Origin of the sequence: Corynebacterium sp. HMSC071B10 (assembly GCF_001814825.1) — a bacterium.
Lineage (GTDB): Bacteria > Actinomycetota > Actinomycetes > Mycobacteriales > Mycobacteriaceae > Corynebacterium.
This window is the reverse complement of record NZ_KV818016.1, coordinates 61,387-87,652: the sequence shown is the minus strand read 5'-3', so window position 1 is coordinate 87,652 and position 26,266 is coordinate 61,387. Positions and strand designations below refer to the sequence as shown.

Here is a 26,266-nt window from a genome sequence, read left to right as displayed (position 1 = left end):
GATCTATGTCGTATTCGTCTGATCTTTTGCAACTGCCCGGCGCCACCCCCATCGAAGGCAACCCGCTCGCCGAGGGCGTGGCCTGGCACTACGGCAACCCGCTCGCCGAGCAGCAGGGCACCCGGCTGATCGACCGTTCGCACCGCCGCGTCATCGCGGTCGCGGGCAAGGATGCGGCGGAGTTCTTGCACAACCTACTTTCGCAAAAGCTTGTCGACGTCCCGTCGTCCTTTTCCGCCTCAGCCCTCGACCTGGACATCCAGGGCCACATCCTGCACCACGCCGACATCGCGCTTGTCGACGGGACGTTTTACCTCGACGTACCCGCCGCCCAATTCGACTCTTTTGCCGACTACCTGCGCAAGATGGTCTTCTGGTCCGAGGTCACCGTCAAGGAGGCGGACCTGGCGGTGCTGACGATCTTGTCGTCTGACGGCGAATTCCCGGAAGTACCGGAAGCCACTTTTAGCCGCCGCGTCGATGCTTTCGTACCTGCACGCATGGACTTCGCCGTGCCCAGGGACCAGGCGCTTGCGGTAGCACAACGCCTGCGCGACGAGGCGGGGGTGGACTTTGCCGGTTTGATGGCCTTTACTGCCGCGCGCGTGCGCAACGTTGAGCCCGAGCTCGGCGTCGACCTGGACGAAAAGTCGATCCCCCACGAGGTACCGCGCCTGATCAACCGTGGCGAGCACGTCGGCGCAGTCCACCTGAACAAGGGCTGCTACCGCGGACAGGAGACCGTCGCGCGCGTGGAAAACCTCGGCCGCTCCCCTCGCCTACTCGTCATGCTGCAGCTCGACGGCTCCGCCCCCAACGAGCCGCAACCCGGCGACACCATTACCGCAAACGGCCGCAAGGTCGGCCGCCTCGGCACCGTCGTCCACGACGCAGACTACGGCCCGATCGCGCTCGCACTGGTGAAACGCTCCGCGCTCGAGGCACCCCTGGACATCGACGGGGTGGCCGCGAGCGTGGATAAAGACTCACTGCCCACAGACGAGGGCGAGAAACTTGGACGCCTCGCCGTCGAGAAGCTTCGCCGCGGGCAATAAGGCCTGTTCGCGGGCCGGGTGAGCATTTTTTTGACACACAGGCTATTATGTCCCCCAGGACAATAACTAATCGAAAGTATGAGGCCGCCTTCTTTGAAAGGCCGCCCTAGAACCACCTCAAGGGGGTCATGCCATGGGCCGCGGACGCGCCAAAGCAAAGCAGACCAAGGTTGCTCGCCAACTCAAGTACAACTCTCCTGAAATGGACCTCGATTCCCTGCAGCGTGAGCTGGCAGGAAAGGCTCCGCGGCGCAGTTGGGACGAGGACGAGTACGAGGTGGATGACCAGTACGCAGACTACGCGGACTGGGACTACGACGACGAAGACGACCGGAACTAAGTCCGCCCGGTCCTCCCGTACCTCTATCGTTTGGGCGTTTGAGCAAGGCACCCGGTTAGCCCGGGTGCCTTTTCTCATGCCCTGCGGACCCTAGTACTGGGGGTGCTCGCCAACCAGGGTGGCGCGGGCGGTCTCGCCGTCCTCTGCAGCGCGGACCTCGCCCAGCACCCACGCATCCACGTGGCGGGCGGTCAGGATGGCCAGCGCGCGGTCGCGATCCTCCGGAGCGACAACGGCGACCATACCGACGCCCATGTTGAAGGTCTTCTCCATCTCCGCGTCCGGCACCTGGCCGACCGTCTTGATGGTGCGGAAGATCTGCCCCGGCGTCCAGGTGGCACGACGCATCTCTGCGACCAGGCCCTCAGGGATGATGCGCTCCATGTTGCCCGCCAGGCCACCGCCGGTGACGTGGCAGAAGGTACGCACCTCGCATTCAGAGGCCAACTCCAGGCAGTCGCGGGCGTAGATGCGGGTCGGCTCGAGCAGCTCCTCGCCGAGCGTCCGGTCGAACTCCTCGATGTGGCCGTCCAACGGCAGGCCGGCCTTCTCCAGCAGGACGTGGCGTGCCAACGAGTAGCCGTTCGAGTGCAGACCAGAGGAGGCCATGGCGATGATCGTGTCGCCCTCGCGCACGCGGTCCGGGCCAAGCAGCTCGTCGGCCTCGACCACGCCGACGGCGGTTGCGGAGACGTCGTAGTCGTCCGGGTCCATCACGCCGGGGTGCTCCGCGGTCTCCCCGCCCAGCAGGGCGCACCCAGCCTGGACGCAGCCCTCGGCAATGCCGCCGACGATGTCCGCGATCTTCTCCGGGACGACCTTGCCGGTAGCGATGTAGTCCTGCAAAAACAGCGGCTCCGCGCCGCAGACCACCAGGTCGTCAACGCACATGGCGACCAGGTCGATGCCGATGGTGTCGTGCTTATCCATCGCCTGGGCAACCGCCAGCTTGGTGCCCACACCGTCGGAGCCCGCCGCCAGCAGCGGCTCACGGTACTTCCCCAGCGCGAACAGCCCGGCGAAGCCGCCGATGCCGCCCTTGACCTCCGGGCGGGACGCGCGCTTCGCGTGGTCCTTCAGCAGCTCGACGGCGCGGTCACCGGCCTCGATGTCCACACCCGCGGCGGCGTAAGAAACAGCAGGGTCGGAGTTCTGGTTAGTCATGGTGGGTGTCACCTTTCTGGATGCGGCGGACAAGGTCGGCGTTCGGGTTGCCGTCGGGAAGGCCGAGCGGGTACATGCCATCAAAGCAGGCAGCGCAGAGGGTCTCGGCGTGGTGGTTGGAGGCGGCGATCATGTCGTCGATAGGCACGAATGCCAAGGAATCGGCACCGATCATCGTGCGGATGGACTCGGCGACTTCCTCGTCGGTGCCGCCGCGCCCGTGGTTGGCGATGAGCTCGCCCGGGCTCGCAAAGTCAATGCCGTAGAAGCACGGCCACTTCACCGGTGGCGAGGCGATGCGCACGTGCACCTCGGCGGCGCCTGCTTCGTGCAGCATGCGGATGAGCTTGCGCTGCGTGTTGCCGCGGACGATCGAGTCGTCCACCACGATCAGGCGCTTGCCCTCAATGACCGTGCGCACCGGGTTCAGCTTCAGACGCAGGCCCAGCTGGCGCAGCGTATCGGAGGGCTGGATGAAGGTGCGGCCCACGTAGGCGTTCTTCATCATCCCCTGCTTGAACGGGATGCCGGACTCCTCGGCATAGCCGATCGCGGCCGGGGTACCGGACTCCGGCACCGGCATGACCAGGTCGCCCTCCACCGGCTGGACGCGGGCCAGCCTGCGGCCGATCTCCACGCGGCTGGCGTTGACCGTCTGCCCGTCCAGCACGGAATCCGGGCGGGCGACGTAGACGTACTCGAAGACGCAGCGCGCCTCGCGCGGCGCTTCGGCGAAACGCTCGGAGCGGATACCCGTGGCGTCGATGGCGACCAGCTCGCCCGGTTCGATGTCGCGGACAAACGACGCACCCACGATGTCCAGGGCGCACGTCTCGGAAGCGACGACCCAGCCGCGCTCCAGCCGGCCCAGCGACAGCGGGCGCACGCCGTGCGGGTCGCGGGCGGCGTACAAGGTGTCGCCGTCGGTGATCATGAGGCAGAAGGCACCTTCGATGCGCGGGAGGAGGTCCAACGCGGCGTCGAAAAGCGTGCGCTCATCACGGATCTCATCGGCCAGCAGCGCGGACACGACGGCCGTGTCCGAGGAAGAGCCCTGTCCCTGCACCCCGCTGGAGGGGATCAGCTTGCGGGAAATCGCCTCGGCCTGCAGCTCCTGGTAGTTGGTCAAGTTGCCGTTGTGCGCGAGCGCGACGTCGGTGCCGTTTGGCGACGTACGAAACATCGGCTGCACGTTATCCCAAGAATTGCCGCCCGCAGTGGAGTAGCGCGTGTGGCCAATCGCCACATCGCCCTGCAGCGCGTCCAAAACGGACTCGTCAAAGATCTGGCTGACCAGGCCTGTGTCCTTGAACACCACGATATTGTCGTGGTCGCCCACCGCAATGCCCGCGCCCTCCTGGCCGCGGTGCTGGAGGGCGAACAAGCCGAAATAGGACAGTTTGGAGACGTCTTCGCCGGGTGCCCACACGCCGAACACGCCGCACTCATCGCGCGGTGCGTCGTCGAGCTGGGCCCGAGAGTCCCCGCAGTTTTCCATGCTCACGGTATGCACGGCCCCTACTTTAACGGACTCGACCTAGGATCGGGCAATTACCGGCAACCCGCGGGCAATCTCTTCGGCGCGCGAGCCGGACGCCTCGATCGCGCCCGCGGCCACCTCCTGGGCAAAATCGGCTCGGCCCGTGGCCACACGCAGCCAGGTCTCCGGGGCCATCTCCACCACGTTCGGCGGAGTACCGCGAGTATGCGCAGGGCCTTCGACGCACTGCACCGCCACAAACGGGGGCACGCGCAGCTCCACCGTCTTGCCCGGAAGTTCCTCGGCGAGGGTGCGGGCGGTGCGGCGGCAGGCGTCGGCAAGCAGGGCGCGGGCGGGCTGTGGGTCATCGCCGTCGAGCCAGGCGGCGACGGCGTCAACCGCCTCGCGTGTTTTCTGCGGGTCTTGCTTGGAGCTTCTGCCAGATGCCATGCGCCCCATACTAAGATGCCTACTCATGACCAACAAGCCCCTGGTAGAGAAGTCGCCCTCCGTCACGCTGCGGTTCATGGCATCGCCCACCGACGTGCTTCACGCCGGTGCCCAAGGTGTCTCCGGCGGGCGCGTCCTCGAGTGGATCGATAAGGCCGCCTACGCCTGCGCCGCGCAGTGGTCCGCCACCTACTGCGTGACCGCGTACGTGGGTCACATCCACTTCACCCGACCCATCCCCTCCGGGCACATCGTGGAAGTGCGCTCCACCATCGCCATGACCGGGCGTAGCTCCATGCACATTGTCAACGAGGTGCTCTCCGCCGACCCCCGCGAAGGCGTGTTTACCCGCGCCTGCGACTGCCTGGTCATCTTCGTGGCGAAAGACACCAAGACCGGCAAGCCCATGGCCGTGCCCTCCTTCGTGCCGGTGACCGACGAGCAGCGCCGAGTCGAGCGCGCGGCGAAGTCCCGCATCGACCTGCGCAAAGCCATCGAGGCCTCCATGGAGGAGCAGACCTACACCGACGACTCCACCGCACCGCGCCTGGTCCACCGCTTCCTGGCCAAGCCAACGGACGTGAACTGGGGCGGCAACGTGCACGGTGGCACCGCCATGGAATGGATCGACGAGGCCGGCGTGGCCTGCACCATGGAATGGTCCGGCGAGCGCACCGTGGCCGTCTACGCCGGCGGCATCCGCTTCTACAAGCCCATCCACATCGGCGACCTCATCGAGGTGGAAACCCGCATCACGCGTACCGACTCCCGCTCGATCCACGTCTCCACCTTCGTCCGCTCCGGCGACCCCCGCGGCGGCCGCGAGCAGTTGACCAACGCCATCCACGCTACGACCACCTACATCGGCATTGATATCGACGGCAACCCGCTGCCTGCACGCCAGTTTGTGCCGGTTACCGACGAGGACAAGCGACTCTGGGAGCACACCCAAACGCTCAAGGACCTGCGCGCGCAGTACGAGCCGGAACCGCTGGTCGAGCGGCCCGAGGCGGCACAGCGGGTGGACTAGTTCGGTGGTGTGCTGAGGGGGTTGATGGCTGGGGGTTGACGGGGGTTGATGGGGGTTGCGCCGCTGGGTTTTTGCTGCGTAACCCCCTTGTCTAAATGGAGCTAGCTCCGTTTGGGGTTTACGGTCGGACGCGACCTGGGGTTTTGTGGACGGGTCTGGTCTAAATGGAGCTAGCTCCGTTTAGGGTTCACGGTTTCGCGCGACCTCGGGATTTGCGGGCGGGTCTGATCCAAATGGAGCTAGCTCCGTTTGCGTAGCCCCTAGAACGTAGCCTCCAAAGCGTAGCCTTTCGGGTAAAGCGGGTACGTGACTCGTCACAGACAAGGGTCCGACCCGAAAGACTACGTTCTAGGGGCTACGCTTTAGCCGCTACGTTGTACGCCGCCCTCCTGTAGTCGCCTCCCGCAGCAGCGTCAGCACCCGAACCTGCAGCAGCACCGGATAGAGGTGTCCGACGACTCCGACCACCAGCAAAACAACGGCGGCCACCCACCCAGCGGCCAACGCCGCCCACACCGCGGCAACGACGTGGAGCACCAACGCCCACGCATGTCCGGCAGCTGCCGCCTGCATGTGCCGCGGATTCCTGCGGCCACCAGCACCAGACCCGCGCATGGCCAGAACCTGCCGGTTCCACCCGACCCGGGTGAGAAACGCGTTGAAGTGGTCCACGCCCAAACGCCTCGAAACACCGGCGGAGAGAGAAAACCTATCCCACACTGAGCACGGCAGTAGACGCTGCAGCGAGTCGCCGACGAAGGGCGCCAACCCGAACCCCAGCAGTGTCGCAGAAATGACAAAGCCCGCCGCACCGGCACCAGTGGCACCGGCGACGACGGACAGGCCGAAGACCGCGGCGAGCGTCAGCAGTAGTGCAACCACGTGACGCCCGCCTGCGCGCTACACCGCTGCGTTGGGCGCGTGCGCCGCAGCGAAGTGGGACGGGAGGGTAGACGCCCAGGCGTCGCGAAGCTGGGCGATCTCCAGCTGCTCGCCACCGAAACGCAGGACGCCGTCGGCGTTGGTGCGGCCGATCAGCGCGGCCGGGACACCTGCGGCACCCGCGCGCTCGACCAGGGCGTCGGCGCGATCGGTGGTCACGGCGACCAGGACGCGGGATGCGGACTCGGAGAACAGCGCGGTGAACGCGTCCTCGTGCACGGCCGCGAGGTCCAGGTCAGCGCCCTTGCCGGAGGTCTGCAGCATCTCGAAGACCGCCTGCGACAGGCCGCCCTCGGACAGGTCGTGCGCGGCGGTTACGCCGCCGTTGTCCGCGGCGTCGGCGAAGAACTGCGCCAGGCGCTCCTCGTTGGCCAGGTCCACCTTCGGCGGCACGCCGCCAAGGCCTGCGCCGGAGATGTCCTGCCAGACGGAGCCGCCGAACTCGTCGAAGGTCTCGCCAAGCAGGACCAGGGAGAACTCCTCATCGGATGCAGGCACGTCGTGCGGGTTCGCCTTCGACACGTCCTCGATGACACCGAGGACGCCCACGACCGGAGTCGGCAGGATCGGGGTCTCGCCGGTCTGGTTGTAGAAGGACACGTTGCCGCCGGAGACGGGGATGTTCAGCTCCGCGGCACCGTCGGCAAGCCCGTGCACCGCTTCGCGGAACTGCCACATCACGTCGGTGTTCTCAGGCGAGCCGAAGTTGAGGCAGTTGGTCACCGCGACCGGGGTCGCGCCGGTGACCGCGACGTTGCGGTAGGCCTCGGCCAGCGCGAGGCGCGCGCCCGTGTTCGGGTCGAGGTAGGTGTAGCGGCCGGAGGCGTCGGTAGCGATGGCGACGCCGCGGTTCGTCTCCTCGTTGATGCGCAGCACGCCAGAGTCCGCACCATGCGCCTGCACGGTGTTGCCGCGCACGTAGCGGTCGTACTGCTGCACGATGTAGTCACGCGAGCACAGCGCAGGCGAGGCCACCATCTTCAGCCAGGCAGCAGACAGCGCCTCTTGCTTATCGACGCCCCCACGTTCCCGAACCCCGTCAATCCAGTCCGGGCGGGCGAATGGGCGCTCGTAGACCGGGCCCTCGTCGATAGACGACGGCGGGGCGTCCAGCACGACCTTGCCGCCGTGGGTGACCACGTAGCGGTCCTTCTCGTCGGTCACCTCGCCGATGACGGCAGCGCCGACGTCCCACTTCGCGCAGATCTCCATGAAGCGATCCACGTTCTCCGGGGTAACCACGGCGCACATGCGCTCCTGGGACTCGGAGGCGAGGATCTCCGCGGCCGACATGTCCTCGGCGCGCAGCGGCACGTTGTCCAGGTTGACGCGCATGCCGCCGTCGCCAGCCGCTGCCAGCTCGGAGGTCGCACACGCCAGGCCGCCGCCGCCGAGATCCTGGATGCCCACGACCACGCCAGCGTGGTAAAGCTCCAGGCAGCACTCGATAAGCACCTTCTCCGCGAACGGGTCGCCGACCTGGACTGCGGGCAGCTTGCGCTCCTCGCCTTCCTCGAAGGTGGCCGAGCCCAGCACGGAGACGCCACCGATGCCGTCAAGGCCGGTGCGGGAGCCGAAGAGCACCACCTTGTTGCCGGTGCCGGAGGCGAAGGCGAGCTTCAGGTCCTCGACCTTCAGCGTGCCCACGCACAGCGCGTTAACAAGCGGGTTGCCCGCGTAGGCTGCGTCGAAGACGGTCTCGCCGCCGATGTTCGGCAGGCCCAGCGAGTTGCCGTAGCCGCCGATGCCGTGGACCACACCCGGCAGAACACGCTTGGTGTCCTCGGCGTCAGCCGGGCCGAAGCGCAGCTGGTCCATCACGGCAATCGGGCGCGCGCCCATCGCCATGATGTCGCGGACAATGCCGCCCACGCCGGTCGCGGCACCCTGGTAGGGCTCCACGAACGACGGGTGGTTGTGGCTCTCCACGCGGAAGGTCACCGCGTCGCCGTCGCCGATGTCCACCACGCCGGCGTTCTCGCCGATGCCGGCGAGGATCTTGGAGGCCATCTCCTCGGTCATGGTCTCGCCAAAGTAGCGCAGGTGCACCTTGGAGGACTTGTACGAGCAGTGCTCGGACCACATCACGGAGTAGACGGTCAGCTCAGCGTCCGTGGGTCGGCGGCCCAGGATGGACTTAATCTTTTCGTATTCTTCGTCGCGCAGACCCAGCTCCGCATACGGCTGCTCAAGGTCGGGGGTTGCTTGCGCGTTCTCGACGGTGTCGTCGTGCACAGTCATGGTCGTCTACGCTCCGATCTTCGAAATAGCGTCGATGGCGGATTCAAACAGGCCAAGCCCGTCCGTGGACGGGCCGGTGAGCACCTCAACGGCGTGCTCCGGGTGCGGCATGAGACCGACAACGCGACCGGTCTCATTGGTCACACCGGCGATCGCGTTCGCGGAGCCGTTGAAGTTGTCCGTGTAGCGGAAGACCACGCGGCCCTCTTGCTCCAGCTGGTGCACAGTCTCCTTGTCGGCCTGGAAGCGGCCCTCGCCGTGCTTCGCGGGCACAAGGATCTTCTGGCCGGACTCAAAGCGAGAGGTCCACGCGGTGTCCGCGTTGGCGATCTCCAGGTAGGTGTCCACACAGTGGAAGTTCAGGTGCTGGTTGCGGGTCAGCGCGCCCGGCAGCAGGCCAGCCTCAGTGAGGATCTGGAAGCCGTTGCAGATGCCGAGGACGGGCATACCCTTCTTCGCGGCCTCCACCACGGCACCCATCATCGGTGCCTGCGCGGCGATCGCGCCGGAGCGCAGGTAATCGCCGTAGGAGAAGCCACCCGGCACGACGACTGCGTCCACGCCGGTCAGATCATCATCGGCGTGCCAGAGCTGCTTCGGCTCGGCACCTGCGAGGCGTACGGCGCGCAACGCGTCGACGTCGTCAAGCGTGCCAGGAAACGTAATTACGCCAATGGTTGCCGTCATCGAATAACCTCAAAATCCTCGATCACAGTGTTTGCCAGGAGGGTCTCGGCCACGCGCTCAAGCTCCTCGTCTGTGACGGAGTCGTCCACCTCGATTTCGAAGCGCTTGCCCTGGCGGACATCCTCAACCCCGTTCACCCCGATTCGCCCCAACGCGCGCTGGACCGCTTGGCCCTGCGGATCCAAGATTTCAGCCTTCGGCATGACATTTACCACGACACGTGCCATGAGATTCCTTCATTAGTCAGAGGTCAGCAGACGTGGGCAAGTATATCCGACGCCTGGGGAGAACTTGTAGCGGTCTTCGAGGTGAACACTTGCTGAACTTTGTGTTTTCCCTGGGCTCTCGCCGTGCGAAGGCGGGCATGTGACGTTAGCTTGGCTGGGAATGTACCCGCTTCTGTGCTTTTGAAGGATTGCCAATGCGTTCTGCCCACCGCCTCACCACCGCTTTTGTCATCGCGCTCGCCGCAGGCACCGTGACTGTCCCCACCGCCGATGCCGCGCCGGATGGCTCCAACGTTGTCATCAACGAGGTCTACGGAGGCGGCGGCAACTCCGGTGCCACTATCTCCAACGACTTCGTCGAGCTGTACAACCCCACCGACGCCGACATCGACATCACCGGGTGGGTGCTCGACCAGCAGTCCGCCAGCGGTAACTCCGGAAACCAGACGACGCTTGCCGGCACCGTGCCTGCAGGCGGCTACTTTCTAATCAAGGGTGCCGCGGGCTCCAACAAGGACAACCCGCTCGAAAACGCCGACTTCGAGAGCACCTTCAACTTCGGTGGCAAGGAAGCTAGCGCCGTGCTTCACGACGCCTCCGGCAACCAAGTCGACCTCGTCGGCTGGGGCGGGGCGAAAAACTCTGAGGGCGCGCCTGCCAAGGGCACCTCGAACTCCACCTCCGTCCAGCGCAAGGAGGTCGGCAAAGACACTGATAACAACGCCGCCGATTTCGAGGTGGCCACCCCGACCCCGCAGGGCTCCGGCAATGCTCCGGTGGAGCCGGGCGAGCCTTCTGAGCCGAATGACCCGCCGGTACAGCCGCCGGCCCCGGGCGAGGTCACCCCGATCGCCGAGATCCAGGGCACCGGCACGGCCTCCCCTCTCGACGGCCAGACCGTGACCACCGAGGGCGTCGTTACCGCCGTGTTTGACGAGGGCGGCAAGAACGGCTTCTTCCTCCAGACCGCAGGCACCGGCGGCGCGGAGAAGAAGGTCGGCGACGCTTCCGACGCCATCTTCGTCTACATGGGCGGCAACCAGGACTTCCCGCAGCGGGGCGACTCCCTTAAGGTCACCGGCAAGGTCTCCGAGTACAACAACCAGACCCAGCTCACCCTGGCATCGAAGCAGAAACTGGATGAGGCGCTCGAGGCGCCGAAGGCAATCGCGATTGATGAGCTTCCGGCTGGCGACGACGCCCGCGAGCCCTACGAGGGCATGCTGGTCCGCCCCGGCACTCACACCGTGACCGACAACTACTCGCTGAACAACACCGGCGACCTCGGCCTGGTCGCAGGTGACAAGGCACTGTACAACTTCACCGACATCAACACCCCGAGCAAGAGCGGCTTTGCTGCTTACGAAGCCGATGCCGCAGCGCGTGCGGTCTACCTGGACGACGGGCGCACTCGCAACTACTTCAAGACCGACAAAACTACGCTGCTGCCCTACCTGGTCACCTCCGACAAGGGGGTCAAGTCCATCCGCACCACCGACCAGGTTGAGTTCCAGACCGACGTGGTGGTGGACTACTCCTTCGACAAGTGGCGCTACCAGCCGCTGCAGCCGATCACTGGCAAGAACGTCGCAGACGAGCTCCCGATCACCTGGGAAGACTCGCGCGCTACCTCCATCGGCGTGCCGAGCCAGGTCGAGGGCGACTACTCCATTGGCTTCTTCAACGTGCTCAACTACTTCTCCTCCCTCGGCAAGGACGAGAAGGGGTGCAAGGCCCACAACGACAAGGAAGGCAACCCCATTACTGCGAACCGTTGCAAGGTTCGCGGCGCGTACACCGCGGAAGCATTCGGCAACCAGCAGGCGAAGATCGTCACCGCGATCAACACGCTCGACGTCGACGTGCTCGGCCTGTCTGAGATTGAGAACACTGCCGCTGTCACCGGCGACGTCGCCAAGCGCGACGAAACCCTGCGCAACCTCGTCGACGCCTTGAACAAGGCCGCGGGCAAGGAGCAGTGGGAGCTCGTGGCCTCCCCGACTCAGCTCGGCACCAACGAGGACGTCATCCGCGTTGCCTTCATCTACAAGAAGGACAAGGTCCGCCCGGTTGGCGAGTCCAAGATCTTCGACGACCCCGCCTACACCGGTACCGCCCGCCAGCCGCTCGCCCAGGAATTTGCACCGGTCGAGGGCGAAGGCAACTTCGTCGCCGTGGTCAACCACTTCAAGTCCAAGGGCTCCGTCGCGCGAAACGACGCAGACTCTGGCGACGGCCAGGGCAACAACGCGAACGTGCGCAAGGCGCAGTCGCAGGCCCTCCTCGACCACCTGAAGAAGGAAGATGCCTGGGCTGACCTGCCGACCTTCATCATCGGCGACCTGAACTCCTACTCCCGCGAGGACGCAATCACGGCGCTGGAGCAGGGCGGCTTCACCTTGGTCCACTCTGAGAAGGACTTCGACCAGGCCTCCTACCAGTTCGGTGGCCGCCTCGGTTCGCTCGATCACGTGCTGGCCAACACCGCCGCGAGCGACCTCGTGCAAGACTCCGCTGTGTGGAACATCAACGGCGACGAGTCCGTCGCCTTCGAGTACTCCCGCCACATGGCCAACGTGCAGAACTTCCTCGGCGACGGTGCCGATCCGCTCTACGGCTACGGCAACCCGTTCCGCTCCTCCGACCACGACCCGATCAAGGTCGGCTTCAACCTGAAGGCTACCGAGGAAGAGCCGGGCGAGGAGCCTGGTGAGGAGCCCGCAGCAGACCGCACCATCATCAAGGCTGAAGTCCGTGAAGACGGCCACCTGTGGGTCACCTACTCCGACGATGCAGACAACCCAGTCGACCTGGGCAAGGTCACCGGCGAGGACGGCAAGGACGGTGCCGACGGTAAGGACGGTGCCGACGGTGCCGACGGTAAGGACGGCGAGCAGGGTCCGAAGGGCGACAAGGGTGACGCCGGTGCCGATGGCAAGGATGGCAGCGACGGCAAGAACGGTGCAGACGGTAAGGACGGCGCTGCTGGCAAGGACGGCAGCGACGGCCGCGGCATCGAATCCGTCTCGATCAACGAGGACGGCGAGCTGATCATCACCTACACCGACGGCAAGTCCGAAAGCGCTGGCAAGGTCACCGGGAACGATGGCAAGGACGGTAAAGACGGCGAGCAGGGCCCGAAGGGCGATAAGGGCGAAGCTGGTGCCGATGGTGCCGATGGCGCAGACGGCGCCGATGGCAAGGACGGCGAGCGCGGCCCGAAGGGCGACAAGGGCGACGCCGGTGCTGATGGCAAGGACGGAGAGCGCGGCCCGAAGGGCGACAAGGGCGACGGCGGTGCTGATGGCAAGGACGGCACTGACGGTGCCGCAGGCGAAACCGGCACGGACGGCGCTGCTGGTCGCGGAGTCAAGAGCTTCGAGATCGTCGACGGTGTGCTCGTAGTTGCCTACACCGATGGCACGGTGCGGAAGGTTGGCCCGATCGCTGGCAATGACGTGGCTGCAGGAAGCGACAGCGAAGACGGCAAGGACGGCCGCGGCGTAGAGAAGGTTGCAGTAGACGACGAGGGCAACCTGGTCATCACCTTCACCGACGGCACCACCCAGAATGCTGGTCAGGTGCAGCGCCCGGTGCAGGATGGCGGTGACCAGGGGACGTCGACGAACGGTAGCTCCACCTTCGGCACGGTTCTCGGCATCATCGCAGCACTGCTCGCGGCGCTCGGTCTCGGCGGTGCCGCCGCGCACCACTTCATGCCGCAGCAGGTCAACGAACTGCTGAAGCAGGTGGGCCTGCGCTAGCGGGATCCATCCACGAAAAACGCTGACGACTGTTTTGCCAACAGCACAAAACAGTCGTCAACGCTTTTTCACCCGGATTCCGAAGACCTGACCTGCGGTTTTAGCACGCCCGGCTCGCTGATGACTGTTTCTCCAAAAATCAAAAACAGTCATCAGCGTTCGACCGACGCGAAACCAGTCAACAACCACGCCCTACAGGAACGCCCGGTAGTCCGCGGGCTCCACACCGTTGGCCTGGGAGCACAGGATCGCCGCCGCGTACCACTTCATGCCGCAGCAGGTCAACGAACTGCTGAAGCAGGTGGGCCTGCGCTAGCGGGATCCATCCACGAAAAACGCTGACGACTGTTTTGCCAACAGCACAAAACAGTCGTCAACGCTTTTTCACCCGGATTCCGAAGACCTGACCTGCGGTTTTAGCACGCCCGGCTCGCTGATGACTGTTTCTCCAAAAATCAAAAACAGTCATCAGCGTTCGACCGGCGCAAAACCAGTCAACAACCACGCCCTAAAGGAACGCCCGGTAGTCCGCGGGCTCCGCGCCGTTGGCCTGGGCGCACAGGATCGCGGCGGTGAAGTCGCGGCGGACCTTCTTTTTGTGCAGCTCGCGGGCTGAGATAGACAGACGGATCGTGTTGCCCTTCTCTGCCCCGCGGACGGCGGCGGCGATGATGTTGCGGCGCCACCACTTGGCCGTGCCGTAGCCTTCGCCGACGGAGAGGTTGCGGCAGCGGAGGAAGGGGGTCGCGGGGGCGTCGACAAGCGAGTAGATGCCGCTGGTCGACACAGCGAGCCGGAAGCCGAACTCCGGGAGGACGGCGAGGGTGCCCTCCGACATCTGCCACCGCGGGGGCGCGAACATGTCGAGGTGGAAGCCGAGCGCCTCCATCTGCCGGGTCGCGCCCTTGAGGCGCAGGCGGGCTTCGTGCTCGCCGAGGGTGGCAAACTCGGAGCGGCGCCCCTGCACTGCCTGGTCAAAACCGTTGAGCAGGACGGCGCGGTGCTCCGCCTGCTCCAGCAGCCAATCGCGCATGCGCCCGTCCTTGGCCAGGTGCCACCGCTTATCAATATGCGGCGCAACCAGCAGGGAGACCGGGATCCCCTTGCGGTCGAGGCCTTTGACGAGCGGGATGACATCATCCAGGGTGTCATCAAAAATGGATGAGATGGAGACGAGAAGGCGACCGGACATACGGGTTATTCTCCCACATCCGGCACGGCTTTGCTCTTCACCAGCGTCCACGCGTACTCGAAGGCGGTCTGCTTCCACTTGGCGTAGCGGCCGGACACCCCGCCGTGGCCCGCGGACATCTCGGTCTTGAGCAGGATCTCGCCGCCGGTGGCGTATTCGCGCAGCTTGGCCACCCATTTCGCGGGCTCGACGTAGAGCACGCGCGTGTCGTTGAGGCTGGTCACAGCCAGGATGTCCGGATAGTCCTGCGCCGTGATGTTCTCGTAGGGCGCGTAGGTGGACATGTAGTCGTAAACCTCCGGGTCGTGGTACGGGTCGCCCCACTCCTCCCATTCGCCAACCGTGAGCGGCAGCTCCGGCTTCAGTATCGAGGTCAGCGGGTCCACGAACGGCACGATCGCCTGGATACCCGCGAACTTCTCCGGCGCCATGTTCGCCACCGCGCCCATGAGCAGCCCGCCGGCGGAGCCGCCCTCCGCCACGAGGTGCTCGGGGTCGGTGATGCCGAGCTCGATAAGCGTGTCGGCGCAGGCGATGAAGTCGGTAAACGTGTTTTTCTTGTGCAGCATCTTGCCCTGGTCGTACCAGCTGCGCCCCATCTCGCCGCCGCCGCGCACGTGCGCGCACGCCCACACCATGCCGCGATCAAGCAGCGACAGGCGCGCGATGGAAAAGCCCGGGTCCATCGAGGCTTCGTAGGAGCCGTACCCGTAGAGCAAGGTGGGGGCTACGCCCGGAGCAGTTGCTTTGCGACGCACCACCGACACCGGCACCTCTACCCCATCCTCAGCCTTCGCCCAGATCCGCTCCGCGACGTAGTCGTCCGGGTTGTAGCCGCCCTCAACCTCCTGCTCCTTAAGCAGGGTGAACGTTCCATCAGCGACGTGGTAGTCCAGAAGCTGCGAGGGCTGCGTGTACGAGGTGTAGCCCACCCGGACGACCGGGGCGTCCCACTCCGGGTTGCCTGCGAGGCCCGCGGTGTAGAGCTCCTCGGAAAACTCCAGTTCCTTAAACGGGGCGAAGTCTCCACCAGTCAGCGGCGCGACCGCCAGCCGGGAGATACCGCCGCGGCGGTACGACATGAACATGAAGTCGCGGTAGGTGTCGATGCTCTCGATCCGCATCGTGTCCGAGTGCGGCACGATGACCGGCAGATCGCGCAGGTCCGGCAGATCTTCGGTTGCAAGCGGGGTGGTGCTCACGGCGAAGTTCGGGCCGCGGCGGTTGTGCGTGATGACCCAGTATTCGTCCTCGCCGAGCTTGGCGTAGTCCGGGTGGTACTCCACGCCTTCGGTGCGCGGCCACAGCACCTCAAAGGGCTCGGTCGGCGCTGCAAGCGGGGTAACCCGGTACTCCGTGGTCAGCGAGGAAGAAGAGATGATGTACACAAAGCGCTCCGCGCGGTCGGCACCCACACCGACGCCGAACTTCTCGTCCTTCTCCTCGTAGACCAGCACATCGTCTGCGGCAGCGGTGCCAACCTTGTGGCGCCACACCTGGTAGGGACGCCATGCGTCATCCACGCGGATGTAGAACAGGTAGTCCTCGCCTGCCCAGGTCGCGCCGTAGAAGACGCCCTCGATCACGTCCGGGAGCAGGTCGCCGGTGTCTAAGTCCTTGATGCGCAGGTCAAAGCGCTCGTCACCCGTGGTATCCACCGAGTAGGCAAGCAACCGGCCGGACGTGGTGACGGAAGACGCGCCGAGGGAGAAGAAGTCGTGGCCCTTGGCGAGCTCGTTGGCGTCGAGAAGCACCTGCTCCCCGGGCATTTCTTCGGAGACCTCGGGCGGGGTCCACGGCTCGCCGGTGGCCGGCACGCGGCACGACAGGGCGTAGTTCTTGCCCTCGATCGTGCGGCCGTAGTACCACCAGTCGCCCGCGCGCTGCGGGACGGACATATCCGTCTCTTTGACGCGCGATTTAATCTCGCCGTAGATGGCATCGGCGAGCCCACGAAAGCCCTGCGTGGCGTGCTCGGTGGCGGCGTTTTCCGCCTCCAGGTACGCAATCGTTTCGGGGCTGTTTTTGTCGCGCAGCCACTCGTAATCGTCCACGAACTCGCGTCCGTGGAAGGAGCGGGTAATCGGGTGTTTGGGTGCCTTCGGGAATTCCATAGGCACCTAAGCCTAGAGCACGGCGCTTAGGCGTTCGCGCCCGGCCAGTCCGCGAACTTCTCGCCGCTGAGGCGCTCGTAGGCTTCGATGTAGCGATCGCGCGTGGCCTCCACCACCGAGCCCGGCAGCTCCGGCGGCTGCGTGCCCTCCGAGGGACGCCAGCCCGACTTCGGACCGGTCAGCCAGTTGCGCACGTACTGCTTGTCAAAGCTCGGCTGGCTCTGGCCCTCCTTGTACGTATCCGCGGGCCAGTAGCGGGAGGAGTCGGGGGTGAGTACCTCGTCGGCAAGCACGAGCTCCCCGTCGGCATCCAGGCCGAACTCGAACTTCGTGTCTGCCAGAATGATGCCCTTCGACTCTGCGTACTCGGCGGCGCGGGTGTAGACCTCCAGGGTGCGCTCGCGCAGGCGTTCCGCCAGGTCCTGGCCTATCTTGCCAGCCATGTAGTTGAACGACACGTTCTCGTCGTGGTCGCCCTGCTCCGCCTTCGTCGCCGGGGTGAAAATCGGCTCCGGCAGCTTCGAGGCCTCGACCAGGCCGTCAGGCAGCTTCACGCCGCAGACCATGCCATGCTCGTCGTACTCCTTCTTGCCCGAGCCGGTGAGGTAGCCGCGCGCGACGCACTCGAACTGGACCATGTCCAGCTTCTTCACCACCATCGCGCGCCCCAACACCTCCTCGGGGATGCGCGGGTCATCGATCGGGCCTGCGAGATGGTTCGGCACCCCGGCGAGCAGGTCAAAGAAGAACATCGACGTGGCCGTGAGAATTCGGCCCTTATCCGGGATCGCCGGCTCCAGCGAGAAATCGAATGCGGAGATGCGGTCGCTGGCCACCATCAGCAGCGTGTCCTCATCGACCTGGTAAATCTCGCGGACCTTGCCGCCGGAAAGGTGAGTGTAGTCAGAAAGCTCTGGACGCATGGCACCAAGCATATACCCCACCACTACCATGTTCCGCATGGTCAAACGCCACGCCTCGCGCGCCCTTTCCGCCGCGCTGATCACCAGCCTGTGCGCAGCCCTTGTCGGCTGCTCGCACGAGCCCAGCGAGCAGGCCCCGGCCGCGGCTGAGAAAGTGCGCGAGGAGCGCGTCCTCACCTTCGGGGAAAGCGCCCGCACGACCACCACGGATCCCGCCACCGGCACGCAAGTCGAGTGGGAAATCGCCGTCGAGGCACCCCAGCGCATCTCCGGCACCGAAGCCGCCAACAACATCCGCTCCCCGGAACCGCAACGCTTCAGCGCGTTCTACTGCTACCCCGTCACGCTGACCCCCGTGCGCGTGGGCACCGCCCCCTCGCAGCCAACCGTCCCGGTGCCGGAGCTGACGCTCGTCACAGCGCAGGAGTCCGTGGTGCGTGACGCCGACGGCGCACCCGTAACCACGACGCTGCGCGCGAACTCCGTGCCGGCAGCTCCCGGCTCCGCGCACCAGCCGAGTGGGGGCACAAAGGTGGCGCTGCGCTCGGCGGCCGAGGCGTACTGCGACATCGGCAGCGGCGCGCCCACCGGCTACACGCCCGACTTGGAGGAAGGGCGCGCCTACACCACAGTGCTCGCCTCCTGGGAGCGCCGCGTGGACCCCGGCGAGCCGGCGACCGGCGTGGCGCTCGAGGACGCCAACGTGCGCTGGGAGGCGCGCTAGCGAAAAACGCTAGCGAGCCCTTAGAGAATCTCGCCCGGGCGGTAGTCGGCGGCGTCCGGGTACTTCTGCACCACGGCGTCGATGCGTGCGAGCACGCGGTCCACCTGGGACTCGGCTGCGCCGATGAAGGCGTGGCGGTCCGCCAGCGCCTCTTCCAGCTGGGCGAGGTCGAGCGGCAGGCGCTCGTCGTCAGCCAGGCGCTCGATCAGGTTCTGCTCGGCGCCGTGCTCGCGCATGTCCAGCGCCATGGCGACCGCGTTTTCCTTGATCACCTCGTGTGCGGTTTCGCGGCCGACCCCGGCGCGCACTGCCGCCATGAGGATGCGAGTGGTGGCCAAGAACGGCAGGTAGCGGTCGAGCTCGCGGTTGATCATCGCCGGGAACGCACCGAACTCGTCGAGCACGGTGAGGAAGGTTTCCAGCTGGCCGTCGATGGCGAAGAAGGCGTCCGGCAGCGCGACGCGGCGCACCACGGAGCAGAACACGTCACCTTCGTTCCACTGCTGGCCCGCCAGGTCGGCGACCATGGTGAGATAGCCGCGCAGGATGACTTGGAAGCCGCCGACGCGCTCGCAGGAGCGCGCGTTCATCTTGTGCGGCATGGCCGAGGAACCGACCTGGCCCTCCTTGAAGCCTTCGGTGACGACCTCGTTGCCCGCCATGAGACGGATAGTGGTGGCCAGTGAGGAGGGACCTGCGGCAAGCTGCACGAGCGCGGAGATCGCCTCGAAGTCCAGCGAGCGCGGGTAGACCTGGCCCACCGAATCGAAGACGGTGTCGAAGCCCAGGTGGCGCGCGACCTTGGTTTCCAGCTCGGCGAGCTTGGCCTCGTCGCCGTCCATCAGGTCGAGCATGTCCTGGGCGGTGCCCATCGGGCCCTTGATGCCGCGCAGCGGGTAGCCGTCGAGCAGCGACTCGATGCGGGCGACCGCCACCAGGATCTCGTCGGCCGCAGAGGCGAAGCGCTTGCCCAGCGTGGTGGCCTGGGCGGCCACGTTGTGAGAGCGCCCAGCCATCACGAGCGACTTATATGCATCGGCGCGGTTGCCCACAGCCTTAAGCAGCGCAACGGACTTATTGCGCACGAGCTCGAGCGCGCGCACGATCTGCAGCTGCTCGACGTTCTCGGTCAGATCGCGGCTGGTCATGCCCTTGTGGATGTGCTCGTGGCCGGCCAGCGCGTTGAACTCCTCGATGCGTGCCTTCACATCGTGGCGGGTCACGCGCTCGCGGGCCGCAATCGAGTCGAGATCGACTTGGTCGATGACGGACTCGTAGGCGTCGATAGCCTCTTGCGGGATCTCCACACCGAGCTCACGCTGCGCGCGCATGACGGCGATCCACAGCTGCCGCTCGAGGATGATCTTATGCTCGGCACTCCACAGCTTCGCCATCTCCGGCGAAGCGTAGCGGTTGGACAGGACATTGGGGTTTGCAGGCTTTTCAGTCACGCGCCCAATTATCGCACATCAGGGGCTATTGCTTCTCGACGCTCACCTCACCCGCCACCGCACGCCGCCCAATATCCTTGCGATAGAAGGACCCGCGCATCTCAATCCCCTCGATGACGCGGTAGGCATCCGCCACCGCCTCCTCCAGCGTGGCGCCGTGGCCGAGCACGTTGAGCACGCGCCCGCCTGCAGAGACATAGCCTTCGTCCGTGCGTTTCGTGCCAGCGTGCAGCACCTTGTCCGGGTTGTCCAGCTCCGCGCCCGTGATCACATCGCCCTTGGCGGGGCTGGCCGGGTAGTTCTCCGCGGCGAGCACGACCGTCGCAGCGTAACCGTCCTCCCACTCCAGCGGCGCAAGGTCCGCGAGCGTGCCGGTGGCCACGGCGTAGAGCACCTGATCCAGCGGGGTCTTCAGCAGCGAGAGCACCGGCTGGGTCTCCGGGTCGCCGAAGCGGGCGTTGAACTCCACCACGGACGGGCCTTCGGCACCCCAGGCCGCGCCCACGTACAGCAGGCCCTGGTAGGGGATGCCGCGGTTGACCATCTCGCGCGCGACCGGGCGGGCGATCTCGTCGACGATGCGCTCCACGCCACCTTCGGGCAGCCACGGCAGCGGGGTGTAGGCCCCCATGCCGCCGGTGTTCGGGCCCTCGTCGTTGTCGTAGGCGCGCTTGTGGTCCTGCGCGGGCAGCAAGGGCACGACGGTCTCGCCATCAACCAGGCAGAACAGGGACACCTCGGGGCCTTCGAGGAAGGACTCGAACAGCACCGGGTTGCCCGCCTCTAGCACCGCGTTCGCGTGGGCTGCGGCCTCCGCCCGGTCGGTGGTGACCACGACGCCCTTGCCGCCGGCCAGGCCGTCGTCCTTGACCACGTAGTTCGGGCCGAACTGCTCCAGCGCAGCCTCCACGCCCGCGGTGCCCTGCTCCGGGGTGACACGCAGTGCGCGGGCCGTCGCCACACCGGCGGCGGCCATCACGTCCTTGGCAAAGGCCTTCGACCCCTCGAGCTGGGCCGCCTCCTGCGTCGGGCCAAAGACGGGGATGCCCGCCTCACGCAACGCGTCGGCAGCGCCCGCGACCAGAGGGACCTCCGGACCGATAACGACGAGCTCCGCGTCAACCTCTTTGGTCAGGTTGACGATTGGCTGGGGCGTTAAAGCGTCGATAGGCAGGCACTTCGCCAGCGATTCCATACCTGCATTGCCGGGTGCGACGAAGAGTTCGTTGCCGGCAAGTCCTTTGAGCAGGGCGTGTTCACGGCCGCCCGAACCGATAACAAGGATGCGCATGGCCTCAAACTTACAGGTACGGTTTGAGAGTATGAGCACAGTCTTCACAAAAATTATCAACGGCGAGATCCCCGGCCGCTTCGTGTACAAGGACGAGGACGTCGCCGCCTTCCTCACCATCGAACCGATCGCCTACGGCCACACGCTCGTCGTGCCGGTCAAGGAGGTGGACAAGTGGACCGACCTCGAGCCCGAGCTGTGGGCCAAGATGAACGCGGTGGCACAGCGCATCGGCAATGCCATCGTGAGAGAGTTTGACTGCGAGCGCGCCGGCTACCTCATCGCCGGTTTCGAGGTCCCGCACGCGCACATCCACGTCTTCCCCGCCAACGACATGTCCGGCTACAACCTCGCCAGCGTCATGCGCGCCGACGAGACGGACCCGGCGAAGATGGACGCAGCCGCCGAGACGCTGCGGGGCGCGATCGGGTAGACGGTTAGACAGTCTTCTAAACGGAGCTAGCTCCATTTGCACGGGAGCGGCCTGGAAACCCCCAGGTCACGTGATCCCGGTTGTGCCAAATGGAGCTAGCTCCTTTTGTTGTGCCCCGCTGGCAAACCCGCAGGTCGCGGGAAACCGAAAACTCCAAATGGAGCTAGCTCCATTTACACCCACCCCACCACCAAAACCGCAGGTCGCGCGAAACCAAAAACTCCAAACGGAGCTAGCTCCATTTACACCAACGCCAAAACCGCCAGCAGGCACCACTCAAAACCCCCGGAACCGCCAGCGACCCCCTAACGCTCGCCCTCGTTGTTCTCCTTGTTCCCGCGCTTCGTACCCTTGGACTTCGTCTTCGACTTCGCCGTCTTCCCCTTCGCCTTGTCCTTCGCACCCGCCGCAGGAGCCTCCTCCTCCACCTTGTGGAGCAGCGGCAGGGAGATGACAAAGGTCGCGCCCTCGCCCGGGGAGGTCTCGACGGTGATGGTGCCCTCGTGCTGTTCGATGAGCGACTTGGTGATCGCCAGCCCCAGGCCGGAGCCGCCGCCACCGGCACGGTTGCGGGAAGCATCGGCGCGGTAGAAGCGGTCGAAGATGCGCGCCGCGTCTTCCTCGGACATGCCCTTGCCGTTGTCCGCCACCTCCAACACGATGCGGTCGAGGTTTTCGCGCAGCGTAATCACCACGTCCACCTCGGGCCCGCCGTGTTTGAAGGCGTTGTTGATCAGGTTCATCAGCACCTGGTGGAGGCGGTCCGGGTCGCCGTTGACTTCGGCGGCACGCAGGCACTGGTCATCCACTTCGATGGAGCGCTCGGGATACGCCGCTCGTGCCGAGGAGACGGCCGTGTCGACAACCTTCTGCATCTCCACGGTCTTCCGGTCCAGTCGGGTGCCCTCCGCGCGGGTGAGCGCAAGGAGGTCTTCGACCAGCAGTTGCATGCGGCCGGATTCCTCTTCGATCTTGTCGATGACCATGTCCGCATCGGGTGCCATCCCCTTGCGGTAAAGCTCGGCGTAGCCGCGCACACTGGTCAGCGGCGTGCGCAGCTCGTGGGAGGCGTCGCCGACGAAGCGACGCATCTGTTCCTCTTTCGCCTGCGCGTCGTTGACGGATTCCTGCAGCTGGGTGACCATGGTGTTCACCGCGTACGACAGCTTGCCCACTTCGGTCTCGCGCGACCACGCGGGCACGCGCCGGTCGACGTCGCCAGATGCAATGGCCAGGGCAGTCTCTTCCACCTCGCGCAGCGGCGCCAGTGAGCGCCGCACCAGCGTGCGCGCGGCCAGCGCAATACCGATCACCGCAGTAAGCCCCAGGCTGGCCTCTACCACCGCGAGCCAGCGCAGGATGCGCTCCTCGGATTCGAGTCGCTTGGCCACCAGCGTGATGGTGCCGTCGTCGCTTTTCGACGCCAACGCCCTCCACTTCACCAGCTCCTCCGAACTATCCACGTTCTTGGAGTTGATCGTCCGCGGCGAGTCCAGCACCGTGAGCTGTTCCCAGTCCGGCGGGTTGCCGCGCGGGGTGTAGCGGGAGAAGGGGTACGGGTAGCCGGGGAACCACGTGGCCTGGGCGAACTCGCTAGGCACGCCGATCGACGGGATCCAGGTACCCTGCCCCGCCCAGGTGTCGATCCCCTCTTCGAGCTGCTCGTCCACGCGCTGCGTCAGAATGCCGCGCATGAGGAAGTAGACCGTGGCGAAGCTCAGCAGGATGCCAAGCGTTGCCACGAAGACCACCATGGTGACGAGCTGCTTCTGTAGCGGCTTGGTCGCCTGGTTGTATGACTTGGCAGTGAGGCGGTTGACCGTCATAGACCCTTGAAACTACTGGCGTGGAGTGCGCAGCACGTAGCCGACGCCGCGGACGGTCTGGATCAGCGGCACATCACCGGTGTCGATCTTGCGGCGCAGGTACGAGATGTAGGACTCGACCACGTTGCCGTCGCCGCCGAAGTCGTAGTGCCAGACGTTGTCCAGGATCTTCGCCTTGGACAGCACGACCTCTGCGTTGAGCATGAGGTAGCGCAACAGGTTGAACTCGGTCGGAGAGAGGTCAATGATCTCGCCGGCCTTGGTCACCTCGTGCGTCTCGTCGTTAAGCGTCAGGTCGGCGTAGCGGATGGTGCCGTCCTGGTTCTCGTCGTCGGTGACGTTGCCGCGGCGCAGGATCACGCGCAGGCGGGTAATGACTTCCTCGAGGGAGAAGGGCTTAGTCACGTAGTCGTCGGCACCGATGGTCAGGCCGTGGATGCGGTCCTCCACCGCGTCCTTAGCGGTGAGGAAGAGCACCGGGCCGTCGAGGCCTTCCTGGCGCAGCTTGCCCAGCAGCTCGAAGCCGTCCATGCCCGGCATCATCACGTCCAGGATGTAGGCGTCCGGGCGGTACTCGCGGGCAATGGTGAGCGCCTCCTGACCAGAGTTTGCGCTTTCCACCTCGAAGCCCTGGAACTTCAGGGAGACGGCAATCAGCTCGACGATATTCGGTTCATCATCAACCACGAGGACCTTGATGCCCTGGTTGGTATCAGCCATGTCTAGTACTCCTTTTTGTGGGAACAGCAAGTGACCATTTAACTCCTCACCACTGTACGTTTCCTGAACGTTGTCTTGGGGGTGACGGTTAATAGCGGGGGTAAAGTCAAAGAGCACAGACGGCGAAACCCCTCACCGAGGGTGAGGGGTCCAACAGCCGAGCTGGAGACGAGACTTGAACTCGCAACCTACGCATTACAAGTGCGTTGCGCTACCGATTGCGCCACTCCAGCAGTGCCCACAAATTCTACACACCGCCCCGTGGGTGCGCGAAATAGCGCCACCAGATAGTGTTTCGGCTGTGAGGAAAGTAGAGCAGCTCTGGCAGCAGATGCGGGGGTCGCGCAGCCACGTCGCAACGATTGACGCGGCGCGTACCTCCCCGCCCCCATCGGTCCTCGCCCCGGTCGATCTCACCGACCCCACGCAGGTGGCCGCGGTGATGAACATCGGCGCCCGCATCGGCGAGATTCTCATTGCTAACGGCACGACGTCTTCGGACGCGATCGCGCAGATCCGCACGGTCATTTCTGCCTACGGCCTGCACTACTGCCACGTGGACATCACGGTCAACACGATCACGATGAACACGATCATCGGCATTGAGCGCCGCACGCCGGTCAACGTCTTCCGCGTGGTCACGATGATGAGCGAGAACTACCGCAAGCTCCAGGAGGCGGACCGGCTCATGCGCTCGATCCGCGCCGGCGCCACTCGCCCGGAGGTCGCGGAGAAGATCCTCGACGACATCGAGAACGAGCCCATCCCGCACCGCAACGCCCGCAACCTCGCGGGCTGGACGGTCATGGGCGCTTCCGTGTCCATCCTGCTCGGCGGCGACTTCCTCATGGCGCTGGTCGGCGGGCTGACCGCCTTCCTTATCATGGGCTTCAACAAGGTCCTGTCGCACAACTCGCTGCCCTACTTCTACCACTGCGTCCTCGGCGGCTTCCTCGCCACGATCCCGGCCGCGCTCTTCTACGACTTCTCGGCATCCATCGGCCACACGATCGTGCCGAGCCAGGTCATCGCCTCGGGCATTATTGTGCTGCTCGCAGGACTCACACTGGTGCAATCGCTTTTCGACGGCATCACGGGCTCGCCTGTCACCGCCGCCTCCCGCTTCTTCCAGACCATGCTGTCCTCCGGCGGCATCGTTGCCGGCGTGGCGATCGGCTTGTACTTCGCCGAGCGCATGGGCGTCGGGCTACCACCGCTCGAGACGATGCTGGGCAAGCCCTCCTTGGGCAGCGCGGGCTGGCGCATCCTCGGCGGGGCACTGGCCTCGGCGTCGTTCGCTGTGACGTGTTTTGCGGAGCGCCAGGCCGTCATCGTCTCAGGGCTGACCGCCGCGGTGGGTTCCACGATCTACTACGTCTTCCTCATCCCGCTGGGCACGGACGCCTTCCTCGCCACCACGGCCTGCGCGATTGTGATTGGCCTGGCCGGTGGTTTGATCTCTCGTAGCTTGCTGATCAACCCGGTGATCACCGCGGTCGCGGGCGTGACCCCCTTCCTGCCGGGCTCCGGGATTTACCGCGGCCTCTACGCGGTGCTCAACGAGCAGATGGTGGTGGGCCTGTCCAACATCTTCACCGCGATCGCCACCTGTATGGCGCTGGCCGGCGGTGTGATCTTCGGCGAGTGGGTGGCCCGCCGGATCCGCCGTCCGCAGCTCTACATTCCGTACCGGGCGTTTAAGCGCGCGGGCCGTCTGACTTTCCAGCAGATTCGCCGCGCGGAGGCGGCCGCCCGGCGGCCGAGGCGTCGCCGCCACTAGCTTTGGCGTAGAATCGCGGTTTGAGATTGTGTCTTATTCAAGGAGGAACCCGTAGTGCCACCGAAGATCACCGACTCCCGCCCCTCGCCAGAGGCCATCAATGAGATGGAGGAGCAGACCGCTTCCGGCGCCCGGCGAATCGTGGCAACGTACGCCGAGGACTTCTTCGACGGGGTGACCCTGATGTCCATGCTGGGCGTGGAGCCGAAGGGCTTTAACTACAAGAAGTACGCCGAGGAGATCCTGGGCGACGAGGAAGAGGAAGCCACCGGCTCGACCGCCAAGAAGAAGGCGACGAAGAAGAAGGCCACCAAGAAGAAGGCGACCAAGAAAAAGGCTACGAAGAAGAAGGCCACCAAGAAGAAGGCCACGAAGAAAAAGGCTACGAAGAAGAAGGCCACCAAGAAGAAGACGACGGCGAAGAAGTCTTAA

22 protein-coding genes and 1 tRNA gene are annotated in these 26,266 nt (G+C 65.4%); 8 read left to right on the top strand and 15 right to left on the bottom strand.

Annotation, left to right across the window (positions count from 1 at the left end):
* Positions 1-5: 5 nt before the first annotated feature.
* Both HMPREF2990_RS09280 and HMPREF2990_RS09275 read left to right on the top strand, forming a co-directional pair.
* Positions 6-1,055, top strand: a complete 1,050-nt coding sequence (locus tag HMPREF2990_RS09280; RefSeq protein WP_070764314.1) for a CAF17-like 4Fe-4S cluster assembly/insertion protein YgfZ — start codon at positions 6-8, stop codon at positions 1,053-1,055.
* Positions 1,056-1,188: 133 nt separating this feature from the next.
* Positions 1,189-1,395 (top strand): DUF3073 domain-containing protein, encoded by a 207-nt coding sequence (locus HMPREF2990_RS09275; RefSeq protein WP_038592313.1) that lies wholly within the window; start codon positions 1,189-1,191, stop codon positions 1,393-1,395.
* 90 nt (positions 1,396-1,485) lie between these two features.
* Here the strand turns inward: HMPREF2990_RS09275 and purM are convergent, their stop codons facing one another.
* From purM to HMPREF2990_RS09260, 3 genes are read right to left on the bottom strand one after another with little or no spacing between them, the layout of a single operon-like run.
* Complete coding sequence (gene purM, locus HMPREF2990_RS09270; protein ID WP_070764312.1) at positions 1,486-2,559, bottom strand: phosphoribosylformylglycinamidine cyclo-ligase; 1,074 nt, start codon at positions 2,557-2,559, stop codon at positions 1,486-1,488.
* Complete coding sequence (gene purF, locus HMPREF2990_RS09265; protein WP_070764310.1) at positions 2,552-4,057, bottom strand: amidophosphoribosyltransferase; 1,506 nt, start codon at positions 4,055-4,057, stop codon at positions 2,552-2,554. Before purF ends, purM begins: the two co-directional genes overlap by 8 nt.
* 39 nt (positions 4,058-4,096) lie before the next feature.
* On the bottom strand, positions 4,097-4,498 hold the full coding sequence (locus tag HMPREF2990_RS09260) for a sterol carrier family protein (protein WP_070764308.1): 402 nt from the start codon (positions 4,496-4,498) through the stop codon (positions 4,097-4,099).
* Between the two features lie 16 nt (positions 4,499-4,514).
* Here HMPREF2990_RS09260 and HMPREF2990_RS09255 point away from each other — a divergent pair, with 16 nt between their 5' ends.
* Positions 4,515-5,519 carry an acyl-CoA thioesterase gene (locus HMPREF2990_RS09255; RefSeq protein WP_070764306.1) on the top strand — a complete coding sequence of 335 codons (1,005 nt, stop codon included), beginning with the start codon at positions 4,515-4,517 and terminating at the stop codon, positions 5,517-5,519.
* Between the two features lie 369 nt (positions 5,520-5,888).
* On the opposite strand, the gene HMPREF2990_RS09250 is transcribed toward HMPREF2990_RS09255, so the two are convergent.
* The 4 genes from HMPREF2990_RS09250 to purS are packed head-to-tail and all read right to left on the bottom strand — an operon-like array spanning position 5,889 to position 9,616.
* Positions 5,889-6,401: a glycosyl-4,4'-diaponeurosporenoate acyltransferase CrtO family protein gene (locus HMPREF2990_RS09250; protein WP_070764304.1), complete on the bottom strand. Its 513-nt coding sequence runs from the start codon at positions 6,399-6,401 to the stop codon at positions 5,889-5,891.
* Positions 6,402-6,419: 18 nt separating this feature from the next.
* Positions 6,420-8,702: a phosphoribosylformylglycinamidine synthase subunit PurL gene (gene purL / locus HMPREF2990_RS09245; RefSeq protein ID WP_070764302.1), complete on the bottom strand. Its 2,283-nt coding sequence runs from the start codon at positions 8,700-8,702 to the stop codon at positions 6,420-6,422.
* A gap of 6 nt (positions 8,703-8,708) precedes the next feature.
* Positions 8,709-9,389, bottom strand: coding sequence for a phosphoribosylformylglycinamidine synthase subunit PurQ (gene purQ / locus HMPREF2990_RS09240; protein ID WP_070764300.1), 681 nt, complete (start codon positions 9,387-9,389; stop codon positions 8,709-8,711).
* Entirely contained in the window at positions 9,386-9,616 is a 231-nt protein-coding gene (purS, locus tag HMPREF2990_RS09235) for a phosphoribosylformylglycinamidine synthase subunit PurS (RefSeq protein ID WP_038592356.1), read from the bottom strand. Before purS ends, purQ begins: the two co-directional genes overlap by 4 nt.
* Positions 9,617-9,810: 194 nt before the next feature.
* Between purS and HMPREF2990_RS09230 the strand changes: the two genes are divergently transcribed.
* Complete coding sequence (locus HMPREF2990_RS09230; protein WP_070764299.1) at positions 9,811-13,380, top strand: ExeM/NucH family extracellular endonuclease; 3,570 nt, start codon at positions 9,811-9,813, stop codon at positions 13,378-13,380.
* 508 nt (positions 13,381-13,888) lie between these two features.
* Here HMPREF2990_RS09230 and HMPREF2990_RS09225 read toward each other — a convergent pair.
* From HMPREF2990_RS09225 to HMPREF2990_RS09215, 3 genes are read right to left on the bottom strand one after another with little or no spacing between them, the layout of a single operon-like run.
* Positions 13,889-14,572 (bottom strand): DUF2334 domain-containing protein, encoded by a 684-nt coding sequence (locus HMPREF2990_RS09225; protein WP_070764297.1) that lies wholly within the window; start codon positions 14,570-14,572, stop codon positions 13,889-13,891.
* Between the two features lie 5 nt (positions 14,573-14,577).
* Positions 14,578-16,686, bottom strand: a complete 2,109-nt coding sequence (locus tag HMPREF2990_RS09220) for a S9 family peptidase (protein ID WP_070764295.1) — start codon at positions 16,684-16,686, stop codon at positions 14,578-14,580.
* A 26-nt stretch (positions 16,687-16,712) separates the two neighbouring features.
* Positions 16,713-17,609 (bottom strand): phosphoribosylaminoimidazolesuccinocarboxamide synthase, encoded by an 897-nt coding sequence (locus HMPREF2990_RS09215; protein WP_070764373.1) that lies wholly within the window; start codon positions 17,607-17,609, stop codon positions 16,713-16,715.
* Positions 17,610-17,646: 37 nt separating this feature from the next.
* Between HMPREF2990_RS09215 and HMPREF2990_RS09210 the strand changes: the two genes are divergently transcribed.
* Positions 17,647-18,333, top strand: a complete 687-nt coding sequence (locus tag HMPREF2990_RS09210) for a hypothetical protein (RefSeq protein ID WP_141757865.1) — start codon at positions 17,647-17,649, stop codon at positions 18,331-18,333.
* Positions 18,334-18,353: 20 nt separating this feature from the next.
* Here HMPREF2990_RS09210 and purB read toward each other — a convergent pair whose 3' ends face one another.
* Both purB and purD read right to left on the bottom strand, forming a co-directional pair.
* The gene (gene purB, locus HMPREF2990_RS09205) at positions 18,354-19,784 is read right to left on the bottom strand and encodes an adenylosuccinate lyase (protein ID WP_083317111.1); all 1,431 of its coding nucleotides are present in this window, start codon (positions 19,782-19,784) and stop codon (positions 18,354-18,356) included.
* Between the two features lie 25 nt (positions 19,785-19,809).
* A complete protein-coding gene (gene purD, locus HMPREF2990_RS09200; protein ID WP_070764292.1) occupies positions 19,810-21,075 on the bottom strand; it encodes a phosphoribosylamine--glycine ligase in 1,266 nt (421 codons plus the stop codon).
* Positions 21,076-21,106: 31 nt separating this feature from the next.
* Between purD and HMPREF2990_RS09195 the strand changes: the two genes are divergently transcribed.
* Positions 21,107-21,508, top strand: a complete 402-nt coding sequence (locus HMPREF2990_RS09195; protein ID WP_070764290.1) for an HIT family protein — start codon at positions 21,107-21,109, stop codon at positions 21,506-21,508.
* A 305-nt stretch (positions 21,509-21,813) separates the two neighbouring features.
* Here HMPREF2990_RS09195 and HMPREF2990_RS09190 read toward each other — a convergent pair whose 3' ends face one another.
* The 3 genes from HMPREF2990_RS09190 to HMPREF2990_RS09180 all read right to left on the bottom strand — a co-directional run bounded on the left by HMPREF2990_RS09190 (position 21,814) and on the right by HMPREF2990_RS09180 (position 24,287).
* A complete protein-coding gene (locus HMPREF2990_RS09190; protein WP_070764288.1) occupies positions 21,814-23,334 on the bottom strand; it encodes a sensor histidine kinase in 1,521 nt (506 codons plus the stop codon).
* Positions 23,335-23,346: 12 nt separating this feature from the next.
* A complete protein-coding gene (locus tag HMPREF2990_RS09185; protein ID WP_070764286.1) occupies positions 23,347-24,054 on the bottom strand; it encodes a response regulator transcription factor in 708 nt (235 codons plus the stop codon).
* Positions 24,055-24,214: 160 nt separating this feature from the next.
* Positions 24,215-24,287: transfer RNA gene (locus HMPREF2990_RS09180), tRNA-Thr, on the bottom strand.
* Positions 24,288-24,385: 98 nt separating this feature from the next.
* Here HMPREF2990_RS09180 and HMPREF2990_RS09175 point away from each other — a divergent pair.
* Both HMPREF2990_RS09175 and HMPREF2990_RS09170 read left to right on the top strand, forming a co-directional pair.
* Entirely contained in the window at positions 24,386-25,834 is a 1,449-nt protein-coding gene (locus tag HMPREF2990_RS09175) for a threonine/serine exporter ThrE (RefSeq protein ID WP_070764284.1), read from the top strand.
* 54 nt (positions 25,835-25,888) lie between these two features.
* Positions 25,889-26,266, top strand: coding sequence for a hypothetical protein (locus HMPREF2990_RS09170; protein ID WP_070764282.1), 378 nt, complete (start codon positions 25,889-25,891; stop codon positions 26,264-26,266).

Bases quoted from the DNA above. Each gene is read 5' to 3' on its own strand.
- HMPREF2990_RS09280 (WP_070764314.1), top strand. From the start codon at position 6: ATGTCGTATTCGTCTGATCTTTTGCAACTGCCCGGCGCCACCCCCATC.
- HMPREF2990_RS09275 (WP_038592313.1), top strand. From the start codon at position 1,189: ATGGGCCGCGGACGCGCCAAAGCAAAGCAGACCAAGGTTGCTCGCCAA.
- purM (WP_070764312.1), bottom strand. From the start codon at position 2,559: ATGACTAACCAGAACTCCGACCCTGCTGTTTCTTACGCCGCCGCGGGT.
- purF (WP_070764310.1), bottom strand. From the start codon at position 4,057: ATGGAAAACTGCGGGGACTCTCGGGCCCAGCTCGACGACGCACCGCGC.
- HMPREF2990_RS09260 (WP_070764308.1), bottom strand. From the start codon at position 4,498: ATGGGGCGCATGGCATCTGGCAGAAGCTCCAAGCAAGACCCGCAGAAA.
- HMPREF2990_RS09255 (WP_070764306.1), top strand. From the start codon at position 4,515: ATGACCAACAAGCCCCTGGTAGAGAAGTCGCCCTCCGTCACGCTGCGG.
- purL (WP_070764302.1), bottom strand. From the start codon at position 8,702: ATGACTGTGCACGACGACACCGTCGAGAACGCGCAAGCAACCCCCGAC.
- purQ (WP_070764300.1), bottom strand. From the start codon at position 9,389: ATGACGGCAACCATTGGCGTAATTACGTTTCCTGGCACGCTTGACGAC.
- purS (WP_038592356.1), bottom strand. From the start codon at position 9,616: ATGGCACGTGTCGTGGTAAATGTCATGCCGAAGGCTGAAATCTTGGAT.
- HMPREF2990_RS09230 (WP_070764299.1), top strand. From the start codon at position 9,811: ATGCGTTCTGCCCACCGCCTCACCACCGCTTTTGTCATCGCGCTCGCC.
- HMPREF2990_RS09225 (WP_070764297.1), bottom strand. From the start codon at position 14,572: ATGTCCGGTCGCCTTCTCGTCTCCATCTCATCCATTTTTGATGACACC.
- HMPREF2990_RS09220 (WP_070764295.1), bottom strand. From the start codon at position 16,686: ATGGAATTCCCGAAGGCACCCAAACACCCGATTACCCGCTCCTTCCAC.
- HMPREF2990_RS09215 (WP_070764373.1), bottom strand. From the start codon at position 17,609: ATGCGTCCAGAGCTTTCTGACTACACTCACCTTTCCGGCGGCAAGGTC.
- HMPREF2990_RS09210 (WP_141757865.1), top strand. From the start codon at position 17,647: ATGGTCAAACGCCACGCCTCGCGCGCCCTTTCCGCCGCGCTGATCACC.
- purD (WP_070764292.1), bottom strand. From the start codon at position 21,075: ATGCGCATCCTTGTTATCGGTTCGGGCGGCCGTGAACACGCCCTGCTC.
- HMPREF2990_RS09195 (WP_070764290.1), top strand. From the start codon at position 21,107: ATGAGCACAGTCTTCACAAAAATTATCAACGGCGAGATCCCCGGCCGC.
- HMPREF2990_RS09190 (WP_070764288.1), bottom strand. From the start codon at position 23,334: ATGACGGTCAACCGCCTCACTGCCAAGTCATACAACCAGGCGACCAAG.
- HMPREF2990_RS09185 (WP_070764286.1), bottom strand. From the start codon at position 24,054: ATGGCTGATACCAACCAGGGCATCAAGGTCCTCGTGGTTGATGATGAA.
- HMPREF2990_RS09175 (WP_070764284.1), top strand. From the start codon at position 24,386: ATGCGGGGGTCGCGCAGCCACGTCGCAACGATTGACGCGGCGCGTACC.